Annotated in this window: 16 protein-coding genes; 12 read left to right on the top strand and 4 right to left on the bottom strand. The window is 64.3% G+C overall.

Annotated elements, in window-relative coordinates:
- Together BM374_RS26500 and BM374_RS26495 are read left to right on the top strand one after the other, a co-directional pair.
- A partial coding sequence (locus BM374_RS26500; RefSeq protein WP_143270243.1) for a cupin domain-containing protein occupies nt 1–462 on the top strand: 462 nt, incomplete at its 5' end.
- Nucleotides 463–529: 67 nt separating this feature from the next.
- On the top strand, nt 530–1414 hold the full coding sequence (locus BM374_RS26495) for an aldose 1-epimerase family protein (protein WP_092299042.1): 885 nt from the start codon (nt 530–532) through the stop codon (nt 1412–1414).
- A gap of 113 nt (nt 1415–1527) precedes the next feature.
- Here BM374_RS26495 and BM374_RS26490 read toward each other — a convergent pair whose 3' ends face one another.
- Nucleotides 1528–1914: a c-type cytochrome gene (locus tag BM374_RS26490; RefSeq protein ID WP_092298910.1), complete on the bottom strand. Its 387-nt coding sequence runs from the start codon at nt 1912–1914 to the stop codon at nt 1528–1530.
- A gap of 291 nt (nt 1915–2205) precedes the next feature.
- On the opposite strand from BM374_RS26490, the gene pgm reads away from it, so the two are divergent.
- The 4 genes from pgm to BM374_RS26470 all read left to right on the top strand — a co-directional run bounded on the left by pgm (nt 2206) and on the right by BM374_RS26470 (nt 6929).
- Nucleotides 2206–3852 (top strand): phosphoglucomutase (alpha-D-glucose-1,6-bisphosphate-dependent), encoded by a 1647-nt coding sequence (gene pgm / locus BM374_RS26485; protein ID WP_092298907.1) that lies wholly within the window; start codon nt 2206–2208, stop codon nt 3850–3852.
- Nucleotides 3853–4132: 280 nt separating this feature from the next.
- Nucleotides 4133–5182, top strand: coding sequence for an aromatic ring-hydroxylating dioxygenase subunit alpha (locus tag BM374_RS26480; protein WP_092298904.1), 1050 nt, complete (start codon nt 4133–4135; stop codon nt 5180–5182).
- 3 nt (nt 5183–5185) lie between these two features.
- A complete protein-coding gene (locus tag BM374_RS26475; protein WP_092298901.1) occupies nt 5186–5938 on the top strand; it encodes a GntR family transcriptional regulator in 753 nt (250 codons plus the stop codon).
- Nucleotides 5939–5948: 10 nt separating this feature from the next.
- Nucleotides 5949–6929, top strand: a complete 981-nt coding sequence (locus BM374_RS26470) for a PDR/VanB family oxidoreductase (RefSeq protein ID WP_092298898.1) — start codon at nt 5949–5951, stop codon at nt 6927–6929.
- A gap of 14 nt (nt 6930–6943) precedes the next feature.
- Here BM374_RS26470 and BM374_RS26465 read toward each other — a convergent pair whose 3' ends face one another.
- Nucleotides 6944–8905, bottom strand: a complete 1962-nt coding sequence (locus BM374_RS26465; protein ID WP_092298895.1) for a putative bifunctional diguanylate cyclase/phosphodiesterase — start codon at nt 8903–8905, stop codon at nt 6944–6946.
- A gap of 191 nt (nt 8906–9096) precedes the next feature.
- Between BM374_RS26465 and BM374_RS26460 the strand changes: the two genes are divergently transcribed.
- Together BM374_RS26460 and BM374_RS26455 are read left to right on the top strand one after the other, a co-directional pair.
- Complete coding sequence (locus tag BM374_RS26460) at nt 9097–9537, top strand: hypothetical protein (RefSeq protein WP_244552696.1); 441 nt, start codon at nt 9097–9099, stop codon at nt 9535–9537.
- The gene (locus BM374_RS26455) at nt 9531–9770 is read left to right on the top strand and encodes a hypothetical protein (RefSeq protein WP_092298892.1); all 240 of its coding nucleotides are present in this window, start codon (nt 9531–9533) and stop codon (nt 9768–9770) included. The genes BM374_RS26460 and BM374_RS26455 overlap by 7 nt, the downstream gene beginning before the upstream one ends.
- A gap of 6 nt (nt 9771–9776) precedes the next feature.
- On the opposite strand, the gene BM374_RS26450 is transcribed toward BM374_RS26455, so the two are convergent.
- A complete protein-coding gene (locus BM374_RS26450) occupies nt 9777–10142 on the bottom strand; it encodes a nuclear transport factor 2 family protein (protein WP_092298889.1) in 366 nt (121 codons plus the stop codon).
- A gap of 100 nt (nt 10143–10242) precedes the next feature.
- Here BM374_RS26450 and BM374_RS26445 point away from each other — a divergent pair, with 100 nt between their 5' ends.
- The 3 genes from BM374_RS26445 to hemC all read left to right on the top strand — a co-directional run bounded on the left by BM374_RS26445 (nt 10243) and on the right by hemC (nt 13580).
- Nucleotides 10243–10833, top strand: coding sequence for a TetR/AcrR family transcriptional regulator (locus tag BM374_RS26445; protein ID WP_092298886.1), 591 nt, complete (start codon nt 10243–10245; stop codon nt 10831–10833).
- Nucleotides 10834–10888: 55 nt separating this feature from the next.
- Nucleotides 10889–12514, top strand: coding sequence for a GMC family oxidoreductase (locus BM374_RS26440; RefSeq protein WP_092298883.1), 1626 nt, complete (start codon nt 10889–10891; stop codon nt 12512–12514).
- 85 nt (nt 12515–12599) lie between these two features.
- A complete protein-coding gene (gene hemC, locus BM374_RS26435) occupies nt 12600–13580 on the top strand; it encodes a hydroxymethylbilane synthase (protein ID WP_092298880.1) in 981 nt (326 codons plus the stop codon).
- 373 nt (nt 13581–13953) lie between these two features.
- On the opposite strand, the gene hemE is transcribed toward hemC, so the two are convergent.
- Nucleotides 13954–14988: a uroporphyrinogen decarboxylase gene (gene hemE / locus BM374_RS26430; RefSeq protein WP_092298876.1), complete on the bottom strand. Its 1035-nt coding sequence runs from the start codon at nt 14986–14988 to the stop codon at nt 13954–13956.
- A gap of 112 nt (nt 14989–15100) precedes the next feature.
- Here hemE and BM374_RS26425 point away from each other — a divergent pair, with 112 nt between their 5' ends.
- Nucleotides 15101–15316: a hypothetical protein gene (locus tag BM374_RS26425; RefSeq protein WP_092298873.1), complete on the top strand. Its 216-nt coding sequence runs from the start codon at nt 15101–15103 to the stop codon at nt 15314–15316.
- The last annotated feature ends 14 nt before the right edge of the window (nt 15317–15330 follow it).

Genomic DNA, 15330 nt, shown 5'->3' with positions numbered 1-15330 from the left:
GACGATCTCGTCGTGGTCGCGACCGCCGATGCGGTGCTGGTCTCGCGGCAGAAGGATGCCAATGGGCTGAAGCGTCTCGTCACGAAACTGAAGGCGGTCGCGCCGAAGGTCACCGAGGAGCACCTGAAGGTGCATCGCCCCTGGGGCAGCTACCAATCGGTCGACAACGGCGAGCGCCACCAGGTCAAGCGCATCGTGGTGAAGCCGGGCGGCCGGCTGTCGCTGCAGAAGCACCATCATCGCGCCGAGCACTGGATCGTGGTCCGCGGCGCAGCCCGCGTCACCGTCAACGAGACCGTGAAGACCGTGCACGAGAACGAGTCCATCTATATCCCGATGGGCGCGGTGCACCGGATGGAGAACCCCGGTAAAATCATGCTGGAACTGATCGAGGTCCAGACCGGCTCCTATCTCGGTGAAGACGACATCATCCGGATTGAAGACGATTATCAAAGGTCGTGAGAGGTTTTTCGAGGCGGGCGAAATCGTTTCTGATGATCGCCTCGCGACTGCCGCGACGGAGGTTGCCATGACCGACGACACCCACACGCTTCGAAGCGGCTCCCTCACCGCGACCATCAAGGCGCACGGCGCCGAGATGTGCTCCCTCAGGCATGAGGATGGCACCGAATTCGTCTGGCAGGCGGGGCCGGCTTGGCCGCGCCACGCGCCGCTGCTGTTTCCGATCGTCGGGCGCCTCGCCAATGACGAGATGCAGCACCGGGGCAAGACTTACCGGATGACCCAGCACGGCTTTGCCCGCGACAGCCGCTTTGTCTGGGCTGAGCGTGGCGAGCGCCGGTGCTCGCTCATGCTCGAAGATAGCGAGGCGACGCGGGCGCTCTATCCCTTCGCGTTCCGCCTGACAGCCGCCTATACGCTCGACGATACCGGTCTCGATCTCTCGCTCACGGTCCTCAACACCGGCGGCGAGACGTTGCCGGTGTCGCTCGGTGGTCATCCCGCTTTCAACTGGCCGCTTCGGCCTGGCGTTCCCAAGGAGAGTTACGCGCTGACGTTCACCAACGAGGAGCCGTCTCCGGTTCACCGCGTCGAGGGCGGGCTGCTGCTCGCGGTAACGGATCCGAGCCCCGTCCGAGGCGCTGTGCTTCCCTTGTCGGAAGCCCTGTTCGCCAACGACGCCGTCATCCTCGATCCCCTCAACAGTCATGCAGTCCGCTATGGAGCCGAGGATGGCACCGGCCCTTGGCTCGAGATATCCTGGAGAGGTTTTCGCGAGCTTGGTATCTGGTCGAAACCGTCGGGCGCGCCGTTCCTCTGTATCGAGCCTTGGCGCGGCTATGCCAGCCCCAAAACTTTCGACGGCGAATTCACCGACAAGCCGGGCCTGATGCACATCGCACCGGGGGCGGAGGAGCGGTTGTCGTTCCGGATCGAGGTCGGATCGTTCTGACGGCCGACCGCTCTCAGACCTCGATCCGCGTGAGGTCCTCACTAGCGATGACAGGGCCCGAATAGCGCATCGTAGAGATCGCCGCCGTTCGGGTCGCCCTGGCTGTAGACAGCTCACTTCAGCGTCTGAAGATAAGCGATGACGTCGGCCCGATCTGCGGGGTTCGGCAGCCCCTTGAAGAACATCTTCACGCCATGGACGTCGCCGCGGGGGTCGGCGAGATAGGTATCCAGCGCGTCCGCCGTCCAGGGCTGCTTGTTGGCTTTCATGGCGTCAGAATAGGCAAAGTCAGGAACGGCGGCGGGCTTGCGCTCGACGACATTCCAGAGGCTTGGGCCGACCTTGTTCACCCCGATCACCACCGCATGGCAGTTCTCGCAGGTTCGCTCGAAGGTGGCCTTGCCCGCGGCCGGATCGCCATCGGCGGCGAGGCCGGGCGAGGTGGCCAACATCGCATTGGCGACGGCTAGCATGAGCACGAAGATCAGACGTCCGGTCATCTCAAATCCACTCCCCCGCTGGAGTCCAGACATGCCTGCAAGGCATTCCTGCAAGTCCCGGCCTCCTTGATCAAACGGCAAGCAGCGTGCCCACGCTGCGCACCAGCGTCTTTGTCCTGCATCAACCGACATCCGGGACCAAAGTACGAGACCCCATGGATCATCCGGTGCGGGATCGGCGTTGATTGTTGACCGGAGTGTGACATCGCCCAGGCCGGGCATGCCGCTTGGCGACGGGCCGGCCGATGGTATGGTGCTCCAGACTGTGGTTTGAAGGCACGGAGAGGTGAAGTGGCAGAAGTCGATCCCGCGGCGGGTAAGCCGGTTGCACCGAGCGCGCTTGCCAATGTTCCAAGGCTGGTGACCGCCTATTTCGCCAACAGGCCGGACGCATCGGACCCCGCGCAGCGGGTGGCGTTCGGTACCTCGGGCCACCGCGGCACCTCGATCAAGAACAGCTTCAACGAAGGCCATATCCTCGCGACCACGCAGGCCATCTGCGATTACCGAAAAGAGAAGGGGCTGACCGGCCCGCTCTTCATCGGCATCGACACCCATGCGCTGGCCGAGCCGGCGCTCGCCAGCGCCGTCGAGGTGTTCACGGCGAATGGCGTCGACGTCATGATCGACAAGGATGGCGGCTACACCCCGACGCCCGTGATCTCCCACGCGATCCTCACCTACAACAAGGGCCGCGCATCTGGGCTGGCTGACGGCGTCGTCATCACGCCCTCGCACAATCCCCCCGAGGATGGCGGCTACAAATACAATCCGCCGCATGGCGGCCCGGCCGATACCGACGTGACCAGTGTAGTCGAGAAGCGCGCGAACGCTTATCTTGCCGAGGGCCTCAAGGGCGTGAAGCGCATCGACTATGCCAAGGCGCTGAAATCGTCGACGGTCCACGCCTACGACTACATCACACCCTATGTTGCCGATCTCGGCAGCGTCGTCGACCTCGATCTCGTCAAATCCGCCGGCGTCAATATCGGCATTGATCCGCTCGGCGGCGCCGCCGTGCATTACTGGCATCCGATCATCGAGCGCTACGGCCTCAAGGCCACCGTGGTGAACGAAGCCATCGATCCAACCTTCCGCTTCATGACGGTGGACTGGGACGGCAAGATCCGCATGGACTGCTCCTCGCCTTACGCGATGGCGAGCCTGATCGCGATGCGCGACCGTTTCGACGTCGCCTTCGCCAACGACACTGACGCCGACCGCCACGGCATCGTCACGCGCACCGGCGGGCTGATGAACCCCAACCATTATCTTGCGACCGCGATCTCTTATCTGTTCGCGCACCGCCCGAACTGGAGCAGGGATGCTGCGATCGGCAAGACCGTGGTGTCGAGTTCGATCATCGACCGGGTCGCCAAGAAGCTCGGCCGCAAGCTGGTAGAGACGCCGGTCGGATTCAAATGGTTCGTCGACGGTCTCCTCACGGGCAGCTTCGGCTTCGGCGGCGAGGAGAGTGCAGGAGCATCCTTCCTGCGCCGCGACGGCACGGTATGGACCACCGACAAGGACGGCATCATTCTCGGCCTGCTCGCTGCCGAGATCATGGCCAAGACCGGCCGCGATCCGAGCCAGCTCTTCAATGAATTGACCGCCGAGTTTGGCGTGCCGCACTACGCCCGCATGGACGTCGCCGCGACCGGGCCGCAGAAGACCATTTTGAAATCCGTCACGCCCGAGCAGCTCGGCCTGAAGGATCTCGCCGGCGATCCGGTCCGCTCGACACTCAGCAAGGCGCCCGGCAACGGCCAGCCGTTCGGCGGCATTAAGGTCGAAACCGACTTCGGCTGGTTTGCCGCAAGGCCGTCGGGGACAGAGGACGTCTACAAGATTTATGCGGAAAGCTTCCGCAGCCCCGAGCACCTTAAGAAGATTCAGGACGAGGCGCAGGCCGGTCTTGCGAAGGTGTTCGGGGCGTAAGGCTCTCTCAGCGAGGACCTTCGGCGCCCTCCGAGAGGAGGCGCCGCATCTGTCATCACCCGCGAAAGCGGGTGATCCAGTACGCCGCGGCTCCAGTTGTGTGAACCCAACATCCGCCCCGGAGTACTGGATTCCCCGCTTTCGCGGGGAATGACTCACGGTTGTCTATGTATACATCCAGATTTAAATTGGTGTTCCAATACCTCCGTTTTCAGCTTGAACAATTTCATGCCCTCGCTATTGTATACACAACGCATACATAAGCCTCGGGAGATCGCCCATGACAAAGCCCTTCCCCATGAACGCCTGGTACGCCGCCGCCTGGGACGCCGAGGTGAAGCCGGCGTTGTTGCCGCGGACGATCTGCGGCAAGCATATTGTGATGTACCGCAAGGCCGACGGCTCGGTGGCCGCGCTGGAGGATGCCTGCTGGCACCGTCTGGTGCCGCTGTCCAAGGGCCGGCTCGAAGGCGACACCGTCGTCTGCGGCTATCACGGCCTCAAATTCAACGCGCAGGGCCGCTGCACCTTCATGCCCTCGCAGGAGACCATCAATCCGTCGGCCTGCGTGCGCGCCTATCCGGTGGTCGAGCGTCACCGCTATATCTGGCTCTGGATGGGCGATCCGGCGCTGGCCGATCCCGCGCTCGTCCCCCACATGCACTGGAATCACGATCCGGCCTGGGCGGGCGACGGCAAGACCATTCACGTCAATTGCGACTATCGCCTCGTGCTCGACAATCTCATGGACCTTACCCATGAGACTTTTGTGCACGGCTCGTCGATTGGAAATGACGCGGTCGCAGAAGCGCCGTTCGACGTCACCCATGGCGAGAAGACGGTGACGGTGACGCGCTGGATGCGCAACATCGAGCCGCCGCCGTTCTGGGCCAAGCAGCTCGGCAAGTCCGGCCCCGTCGATCGCTGGCAGATCATCCGCTTCGAGGCGCCGTGCACCGTCGCCATCGACGTCGGCGTGGCGCCGACAGGCACCGGAGCGCCCGAAGGCGACCGCTCGCAGGGCGTCAACGGCTTCGTGCTCAACACCATCACGCCGGAAACCGAGAAGACCTGCCACTATTTCTGGGCGTTCGTCCGCAACTACCAGATCGGCGAGCAGCGCATCACCACCGAGATCCGCGAGGGCGTCTCCGGCATCTTCCGCGAGGACGAGCTGATCCTGGAGGCGCAGCAGCGCGCGATGGACGAGAACCCGGATCGCATCTTCTACAATCTCAACATCGACGCCGGCGCGATGTGGACGCGCAGGCTGATCGACAAGATGGTGGCGAAGGAAAACCCGCCAAAGCACCTCCAGGCGGCGGAGTAGACCATGGCCGAGCGTGAGGTCGACCGCTCCGTCTCGCAGACGGTGAAGGCGCAGCTGGCGTTGCGCGAACAGATCCTGGATGGCTCCTTGCGTCCGGGCGAGCGCATCTCCGAGCTTCAGGCGGTGGAGACGACAGGCGCCTCGCGCACGCCAGTGCGCATGGCGCTGGTGCGGCTGGAGGAGGAGGGGCTGCTGGAAGCGATTCCTTCCGGCGGCTTCATGGTGAAAGCGTTTTCCGAGCGCGACATCTCCGATTCCATCGAGCTGCGCGGCACGCTGGAAGGCCTTGCCGCGCGCTTCGCCGCCGAGCGCGGCGTCTCCGCACGCGAACTCGAGCCGCTGAAGGAGTGCCTCGCCGCCATCGACGAGCTGCTGGGCCAGGTGCCGATCTCGATCGAGGCCTTCTCGTCCTATGTCACGCTGAACGCGCGCTTCCATGCGCTGCTGACCGAACTGTCGCGCAGCCCGCCCTTGATCCGGCAGATCGACCGCGCCTCGGCGCTGCCGTTCGCCTCGCCGAGCGGCTTCGTGATGGCGCAATCGGCGCTGCCCGAAGCGCAGCAGATCCTGATCATCGGGCAGGAGCACCACCGCGTCGTGATCGACGCGATCGAGAACCGCGAGGGCGCGCGCGCGGAAGCCGTCATGCGCGAGCATGCGCGGCTCGCGGTGCGCAATTTGCGGCTCGCGCTGCGCAACCGAACCCATCTCGACCTCTTGCCAGCGCTCGCGCTGATCAAGACCGCAACCGATTGAGGGCAATGCCATGCGTTTCCTCGAAACCTGGATTCCGGCAACGCTGGTCTCGACCCGCGACCTGTCGCCCGGCATCCGCGAATTCCTGATCCGGCCGGACCAGTTCGACGGCGCCGCTTATCCCGTTGGCAGCCATATCAATGTCAGCGTCACCATCGACGGCCAGCCGGAGGCGAGGTCCTATTCGCTGGTCGGCGAAGCCTCGCCGCAAGGCTTCAGGATCGCGGTCCGCCGGGCCGAGGATTCCCGCGGGGGCTCGCGTTACATGTGGTCTTTGCAGCCGGGCGCGCGGCTCGACATCACCCGGCCGGCCTCGCTTCTCGCAGTGGACTGGGCGCGGGAAAACTATTGCCTGATCGCCGGCGGCATCGGCATCACGCCCATCCTCGGCGCTGCGCAGACGCTGGCGCGGCGCGGGGCCAATGTCACGCTGCATTATGCCGTGCGCTCGCGCGGTGATGCCGCCTATCTCGATGATCTCGATGAGGTGCTCGGTGAGCGGATGGTCGTTCACGCCGGCGACGAAGGCAGGCGTATCGATCTCGACGGTTTGTTCGCGTCACTCCCGAAGGGCACACTGGCGCTGTTCTGCGGCCCGATGCGGATGCTCGATGCCGCGCGCCACGCCTGGATCGGCGCCGGCCATCCGTTGACTGACCTTCGCTATGAGACCTTCGGCTCCAGCGGCACGCTGCCGACCGAAACCTTCCGCGTGCGCCTGAAGGACTCCGGTGTCGAGCTCGAGGTCCCCCGCGAGCGTTCGATGCTGGACGTACTCAACGCCAGCGGCTTTGAGGTGATATCCGATTGCAAGCGCGGCGAATGCGGCCTCTGCGCCATCGACGTCGTCGCCGTCGACGGCGAGATCGATCATCGCGACGTTTTCTTCAGCGATCACCAGAAAGAGAGCAACCAGAAGATCTGCGCCTGCGTCTCGCGCGCGCGGGGCACGATCACGGTGGATACGTTGCTGCGCGCGGATGCGGTTTGACGCCGTAACATGCCCTACGCCGCAAAAATCGGCCGAAGCTTCTTCGTCTCCAGCAGCGCCTGCACGCCGTTGGCCGACACCGGGCGACTGATCACGTAGCCTTGCACCTCGTCGCAACCGGTCTGCCTGAGATAGTCGAGCTGGTCGGTGGTCTCGACGCCTTCGGCGACCACGCCGATCTTGAGGTCGCGCGCCAGCGAAATCACCGATTTTACGATCGCCGCGCAATCCGGCTGCACCAGCATGTCGCGGATGAAGGATTGATCGATCTTGATACGGCTGAACGGCAGCTTGCGCAAATAGGTCAGCGACGAGAAGCCGGTGCCGAAATCATCCAGCGCCACCGTGGCACCTAACTCCAGCAGCGCGTTGAGGATCGAGGCGGCCGACCCGTATTTCGACAGCAGCATCGATTCCGTGATCTCGATCTCGAGCCGGTCAGGAGCGACCTTGGCGTCCGCCAGCGCCTGCACGATGCTCTGGAGAATGCCGGTGTTGTGAAACTGCGCCGCCGAGAAATTGACGGCGACCCGGATGTCGTCCGGCCAATCCTTCAGCGTCGCACAGGCGCGGCGAATGACCCATTCGCCGATCTCGTGGATCAGCCCGGTTTCTTCCGCGATCGGGATGAACTCGCTCGGCGGCACCAGTCCGCGCGTTGAATGCTGCCAGCGCAGCAGCGCCTCGAAGCCGGTGATGCGGTTTTCGCCGAGATCGAAAAATGGCTGGAACACCAGGAACAACTCGTCGCGTGCGATGGCACCTGCGAGATCCGATTGCAGCATCTTGCGGTCGCGGGAGGCTTTGTCGTCGGCCTCCTCGAAGAAGCAGACCGTGCCGGGACCGGCCTTCTTGGCGCGGTAGAGTGCGGCATCCGCATTCTTCATGAGGTCGAGCGGCGTGTTGCCATCGCGCGGTGCCAGCACGATGCCGACGCTGGTTGCACCAAAGATCTCGCGGCCGTCGAGCAGGAACGGTTCGTCGAAGGCTGCGACGAAACGCTCGGCGATCTCGAGCGCATCCTCAGGCCGCGTCAGATTGGCCATCACCAGTGCGAACTCGTCGCCGCCGATGCGTGCGACGTGCTCGGCCGCGCGGGTGCAGCGTTCCAGCCGGCCTGCGACCTGGACCAGAAACGCGTCGCCGGCGGGATGGCCGAAGCGGTCGTTGACCTCCTTGAAGCGATCGAGGTCGAGCAGCAGCACCGCGAACTCCTCGCCCGAAAGCGCAAGGCGCTTCAGCGCGCCATCGAGCGTCTCGTTGAAGGCGACGCGGTTGGGCAAATGGGTCAGCGGGTCTCGCCTGACCGTGCGTTCCGCCTCGATCTGCCGCATGACCCGGCGCGCGAAAGCGAACGAATTGACGAAGACGCCGCGCAGCAGCACGCAGCCATAGACCACGACGAGGAAAGCGATCAGCAGGAAGGCGATCTCGTCGCTACGGCTGAGACAGATCGCGACGCCGACGAAGATGGGAGCCGTGAACGCAATGGCCGCGATCGGGAGGGTGGCAAAGGCGAGCGCGCCGCCGGCCAGCATGCCCGCGCACAGGCAGGTGATGACGAGCTGGCCTCCGGTGGATGCGTTTGCGAAGAAGGCGACCGGGACGATGCCCCAGGCGATGCCGAGGATGAAGGCGTTGCGCACCAGCCGATGGATGGCGCGGCGGGAGACGAATTGCGGTTTTGTGATCCTGCGCGAAGCGCGGGATTGCAAGCCGAACGCGATCGCGGCCCCGGCGACGATAACTGCCCAGATCGACGCGAAGGTCCGGTCGGGCGATTGCCACAGCGCAATCGCGAGCACAGTGGCATTGCAGGCATTGGCAAGCATGATGCCGACCGAATAGCCGAGCACCAGCGACATCTGTTCCGCACGGATATGGCCGGCGGCGGTTTCGTCGGTTGTGGGACCGCCAAAGGCCGACAGATCGCCGGCGAACAGCCGCGCGACATAAGAGGTCAATTGGGTCCGCATTCAGGGCCTGCAGGTGCCGGTGGTCCGGCTCGGTCAGGAGAATTCGCCGCAAACCTTTGACGATCTATGAATTATCCCCGTTTGCGGCTGTGACTTCGGCCGCTTCTGCGTGTTCAAGTCGGTGTATCGCTAACAAATCGATACAAATGCGGCGATGACCCGTGCTCGGTTTTCCTCGCTGACGCCGTCGCGTGGCGCGCCGCGCGGCCGGTGGTGCAAACGCGCTGCAGCGCAGCTACGGAACAACGTTACATTTGCAGGAATTTGCGGAACGAAACGTGTCGTCAGTCTTTCTCGGCCTTTGGGAGGTGTCCATGACTTCTCAGGCCATCGAAGGTGCGTGTGCATTCGCTTGGCGGAACTACCTGCTGCTCCATAGCGGCATCAGCGAGAACGACAACAGACGTTCTGCTCTCCATCGCTACGTCACCCATCTCCGTGGTACCGGCGAAGACAGTTTCGATCTCCTGCAAATAGCGGCTGTCGCTTACTTGAAAAAGCTCGACGAGCTGCATGACGAGCGATGTGCGAGACTCGCGGCAGATCAGGTTCTGGCCGAATGTCTGGCATCCCGCAAATCACAGCAGACACCTGGTCCTGACGCCAAATCGAAGGAGCGAACGACATGGTAGACAAGCCCACCAACGCAAATCGTTTCGCGCGCAATCCGCAGGGCGGCATCGCCTCGGCGACAGCCCTTGGCATGAATGCCCTGAGGCCGATCATGAAATTGCAGATCTCGATGTTGAGGATGTGGGCGGACAGCATCGAGAGGTTGGCAAGCAATTACGACAGGGGATTGGAGGAAACCGCGACCCCGGCTGAACAACCGGAGGAACGGCCGGATAAGGAACGTGTCGCGTAATTTGCGTCAGCGTCCGAGCTGCTTCGGGTCGTAGTAGAACCGTTCCTCGATCAGCTGATCGCCCCGCCAGGTCTGCCACGCGATTTCATCCAGCGTGCGCGTGACGCCTTCGGCATTGGTGAAGCTGAATCTCCACCGCGTGGCAACATGATCGCCCTCGACCATGCTCGGCCCGATACGGACGGCCTTGACCTGTTTGAACGCAGCCAGCACGCCGCGCTCCTTTGCTGCCAGCTTGTCCCGACCAACCGTCGGCTCGGCGTCGTTCTCATAAGTGGCGGCGTCGGGCGCGTAAAAATGTTCGATCGCGCCGACGAAGTCTCCCTCCTCCAGGTGCTTGGCAAAGGCTTCGACGACGTCACGGTTCGGCATGGCAGACCTCATGATAAAAACCGACTGATAGTCGGTAAATACCGACCGATGGTCGAAAAGTCAACTGGCGGCGCGTTGCGAATTCGCTTAGACCAAACTCATGGCGAAACAGGCGGAACGGCGGGCGGCGACATCGGAGGCGATCCTGGCGGCGGCGCGCCGACTGTTCGGAACGCAGGGCTTTGCAGCCACCACGATCGATGAGATCGCGGACGCGGCCGGCATCGCCAAGGGCGCGGTCTATCATCACTTCAAGACGAAGGAGGCGGTGTTCGAAGCCGTGTTCGATTCCGTCTCGCGCGATCTGGTGATGGAGATCGATAGCGCCGCGCGCACCGAAAAGGACGTGCTGGCTGCGATGGTCGCCGGCACGCAGCATTACTTTGCCGCGACCGCCAAGGGCCCGACCGGCCAGATCATCCTGCGCGATGGCCCGGCGGTGCTCGGCTGGGAACGCTGGCGCGAGATCGACGCGAAGCACTTTGGCGGCAAGATGCCGCGCGCGCTTTCGATGGCGATGGAGGCTGGCCTGATCGCCAAGCAGCCGGTCGAGCCGCTGGCGCGGCTGTTGCTCGGCGCGGTGACCGAGGCGGCGGTCGCCTGCGCCGGGCGCGCCGATATCGCAAGGGCCGGTGCGGAATATGCCCGTGCGTTCAAGTCGCTGGTCGAGGCGCTGCGCCTGCGCGCATGATTGTGCTAGTCACACACCGGAAACGTCCACGACCCAACAAGAAGAACAGCCGCGCATGAACGCAACCTCCTCCCTCACCCCTGACGATCCCGAGTTCGATTACATCATCGTCGGCGCCGGCTCGGCCGGCTGCGTGCTCGCCAACCGCCTTTCGGCGAACGGCAGGCACAGCGTGCTGCTGCTCGAGGCCGGCCCGAAGGACTCCAACATCTGGATCCACGTGCCGCTCGGCTACGGCAAGCTGTTCAAGGAAAAGTCCGTCAACTGGATGTACCAGACCGAGCCGGAGCCCGAGCTGAAGGGGCGGCAAGTGTTCCAGCCGCGCGGCAAGACGCTGGGCGGATCGAGCTCAATCAACGGCCTTCTTTACGTGCGCGGTCAGCACGAGGATTACGATCGCTGGCGCCAGCACGGCAATGCCGGCTGGGGCTATGACGACGTGCTGCCCTATTTCAAGAAGGCCGAGAACCAGGCTCGCGGCGCGGACCAATATCACGGCACCGGCGGGCCGCTGCCGGTCTCCAACATGGTGGTGACCGATCCGCTGTCGAAGGCCTTCATCGATGCCGCCGTCGAGACCGGTTTGCCCTACAATCCCGATTTCAACGGCGCCACGCAGGAGGGGGTTGGCCTGTTCCAGACCACCACGCGCAACGGTCGCCGCGCCTCGACGGCGGTGGCCTATCTCGGCCCGGCGAAGACGCGCAGCAATCTCAAGATCGAGACCGGGGCGCTCGGCCAGCGCGTGCTGTTCGAGGGCCGCCGCGCGGTTGGCATCGAGTACCGACAGGGCGCAACGGTGCGCCGCGCGCGGGCGCGGAAGGAGGTCGTGCTCTCGAGCGGCGCCTACAACTCGCCGCAGCTGTTGCAGCTCTCCGGCGTTGGCCCCGCCGACCTGCTGCGCAAGCACGGCATCGACGTGGTGCTGGATGCGCAAGGCGTCGGGCATGATCTGCAGGACCACATGCAGGTCCGCATCGTGATGCGCTGCTCGCAGAAGATCACGCTGAACGACACTGTCAATCATCCGCTGCGCCGGACGCTGGCCGGCGCGCGTTATGCGCTTTTCCGGAAAGGCTGGCTGACGATCGCGGCCGGCACCGCCGGCGCATTCTTCAAGACCAATCCACGGCTGGCGTCGCCCGACATCCAGGTCCACTTCCTGCCGTTCTCGACCGACAAGATGGGCGAGCGGCTGCATGACTTCTCCGGCTTCACCGCCTCGGTCTGCCAGCTCCGCCCCGAGAGCCGGGGCTCCCTGCGCATCCGGAGCGCGGATCCGACCGTGCCGCCGGAGATCCGTATCAACTACATGTCCACCGAGACCGACCGCACCACCAATGTCGAAGGCATCAAGTTCCTGCGCAAGATCCTGAATGCGCCGGCGCTGAAGCCGTTCGTGACTGGCGAATACGATCCCGGCGCGAAGGTATCGACGGACGCCGAGATTCTGGATTATTGCCGCGAGCGTGGCAGCACCATCTATCATCCGACCTCGACCTGTCGTATGGGCAATGACGCGCTGGCGGTGGTGGACCAGCGGCTGAAGGTGAGGGGGCTCGACGGCCTTCGCGTTGTCGACGGCTCGATCATGCCTGACCTCGTCTCGGGGAATACCAACGCGCCGATCATCATGATCGCCGAAAAGGCCTCCGACATGATATTGGAGGATGCGCGGTAGAGCATGATCCGGAAAAGTGGGGACCGGTTTTCCGACAAGATCGTGCTCGAACAAAACGGCGCGCGTTTCGGAAAGGACACTCGACTTGGCACCGCGATTCAAGATCGGCACCCGCAAGAGCGCGATGGCGCTGGCCCAGACGGAAGAGATTGCCCGCCGCCTGACGTCAGCGGTATCAGGTCTCGACGTCGAGATCGTCAAGTTCGACACCACCGGCGATCTCGACCAGACCAGCAAGCTGCTGCCCCATGGCGGCAAGGGCGGCGCCTTCGTGGCGCAGATCCGCGCCGCGGTGATTGCGGGCGAGCTCCAGGCGGCGATGCATTCGCTGAAGGACATGCCCGGGAATGAGGACACGCCTGGCCTCGTCATTGGCGCGACGCTGTCGCGCGATCCACCCAGCGATGCGCTGGTGCTGCGCGAAGGCGTCACGCTGGAGAGGCTGCGCCAGTCGGCTGGCAAGGGTTTCAAGATCGGCACCAACGCGGTGCGACGCGCCGCCTATGCGCGGCGGTTGTTTCCGGATGTCGAAGTGATCCACTTTCGCGGCGCCGCCGACACGCGCGTGCGCAAGCTGGACAATCACGAGATGCAGCGCCTGCCGGATGGCGGCGCGGTGGGTCCCGCGGATGCGCTGATCATGGCGCGCTCGGGTCTCGATCGCGTCGGGCTCGCCAGCCGCATCGCCTACGAATTCACCGCGGCGGAGATGCTGCCCGCAGCTGGGCAGGGCATCGTCGCGGTCGAATGCGCCGCGCAGGATTGGCAAACGCGAAAGATCCTGTCGTCGATCGACGATCCCACGGCGCACGCCTGCGCCGATGCCGAGCGCGAGGTGCTGTGGGTGCTCAACGGCCACTGCAATTCGCCCGTGGCTGGCTTCTCGACCATCTCGGGCGATCAGATGTCGCTTACGGCCTCCGTGCTCGACCTCTCCGGCAACACCATCATCGAAGCGGCGCGTTCAGGTCCCGCCGATCGCCCGCGCGAGCTCGGGCGTGCCGTGGGACTGGATCTACTGGGCAAGGGCGCCGCCGAGATCATCGAGCGCAGCCGCCCGCGCTAGGCTGACTTGAAGCGTAAATTGGCACGCGAGAGTTGGCCGAGCGAAGGACGGCACCGGACGCCGGGCAACGGGACGTCGTGTTCAGGGCGCGCGAGGAGACCGGTCGTGCTCTCTCTGCCACGGACCGCTCCTTCGAGCGGTGACGCGCTCGATGAAGGTCGTCGAGTTCTTGCCGAGATTCGCTCGCGTTGAGGCGCACGACCTAACGCCAATGGCCATTCGCGATGATGGCAATATGCGCCTGTTTTGCCCGACGTGTCAAATAGACTTCGGAAAGGGCGAATGAGGTTGTGGCGCGAAATTCTTCAGCGATTCGTACTGTGCATGGGGTTGTTTTCGCGATTTGTGTCCGCCCCTTGGGGGGACGGACTTCTTACCCCCGCACGCGCTTCAGCATCTGCTCGACATGGGCGATCGGCGTCTCCGGCTGGATGCCGTGGCCGAGATTGAAGATAAGCCGGCCCGCGCCGAAATTCGCCAGCACGTCGTCCACCGCGCGGTCGAGCGCCTCGCCGCCCGTGATCAGCGCCAGCGGATCGAGATTGCCCTGCACCGCGACGCGGCTCTGCACGCGCTCGCGAATGAAGCCGGGCTCCGCGGTCCAGTCGATGCTGACGCCGTTGACGCCGGTCGCCTCGACATAGGCAGGCAATTGTGCGCCGGCCCCGCGGGGGAAGCCGATGATCCTGGCATCAGGCACCTTGGCACGCACACCTTCGACAATGCGCCGCGTCGGCTCGGTCACCCAGCGCGCGAACTCGGCCGGCGGCAATACGCCGGCCCAAGTGTCGAAGATCTGCAAGGCATTGGCGCCGGCCTCGAGCTGCGCCAGCAGATATTGAATCGAGGTCTCGACCAGCACGTCGATGATCTTGGAAAATGCCTCGGGATACCGATAGGCCATCATCCGCGCCGGAGCCTGGTCCGGCGTGCCCTGGCCCGCGACCATGTAGGTCGCAACCGTCCACGGCGCGCCGCAGAAGCCGATCAGTGCAACTTTCGGATCGAGCGCGGTGCGCACGATCCTGAGCGCCTCGAACACCGGCTGGAGCTTTCCGAAGTCGGCGTGCGCGGCGAGCGTTCGGACTTTCGCCGGATCGTCCAGCGGCTCGAGCCGCGGACCTTCGCCGACCTCGAAGCGCACGGAGCGGCCGAGCGCGTAGGGGATCACCAGGATGTCGGAGAAGATGATCGCCGCGTCGAAGCCGAAGCGGCGGATCGGTTGCAGCGTGACTTCGGCGGCAAGCTCCGGATTGAAGCAGAGATCGAGGAAGCCGCCGGCCTTGGCGCGCACCTCGCGATACTCGGGCAAATAGCGGCCGGCCTGCCGCATCATCCACATCGGCGGGATGGTTTGCGGCTGGCCGGAGAGCACGTCGATGAAGGGCTTTGTCGCAGATTGGGGCACGAGTGATCCTGATGCAGATGTGGGGTTCCTGATACACCGTGAGAGGCCGGAGCGGAACAGGGGAACCAGCGCAAATGCGCCGCGTTGCCCTGCCAATGGAGGAGGAATTCCAATGGCTCAGACATTCAATCCCGCTCCGCATGACAAGCATGCCGAGGACCTACGCGAAGCGCTCGCGGCCGATCGTCACGCCAAGCTCGATACCGGGTTGGAAGATACCTTCCCCGCATCGGATCCCGTCAGCGCCGCGCAGCCGACGCCGTCGAAGGCCGACGCGGAGGCCGAGCACCCTTCGCTTTGGGACAAGGTCAAGTCGATCTTCAGCTAGCGGCCGGGCCGCCG

It is taken from the genome of Bradyrhizobium sp. Ghvi (assembly GCF_900115265.1).
GTDB lineage: Bacteria > Pseudomonadota > Alphaproteobacteria > Rhizobiales > Xanthobacteraceae > Bradyrhizobium.
This window is presented reverse-complemented; position numbering and strand designations above follow the sequence as displayed.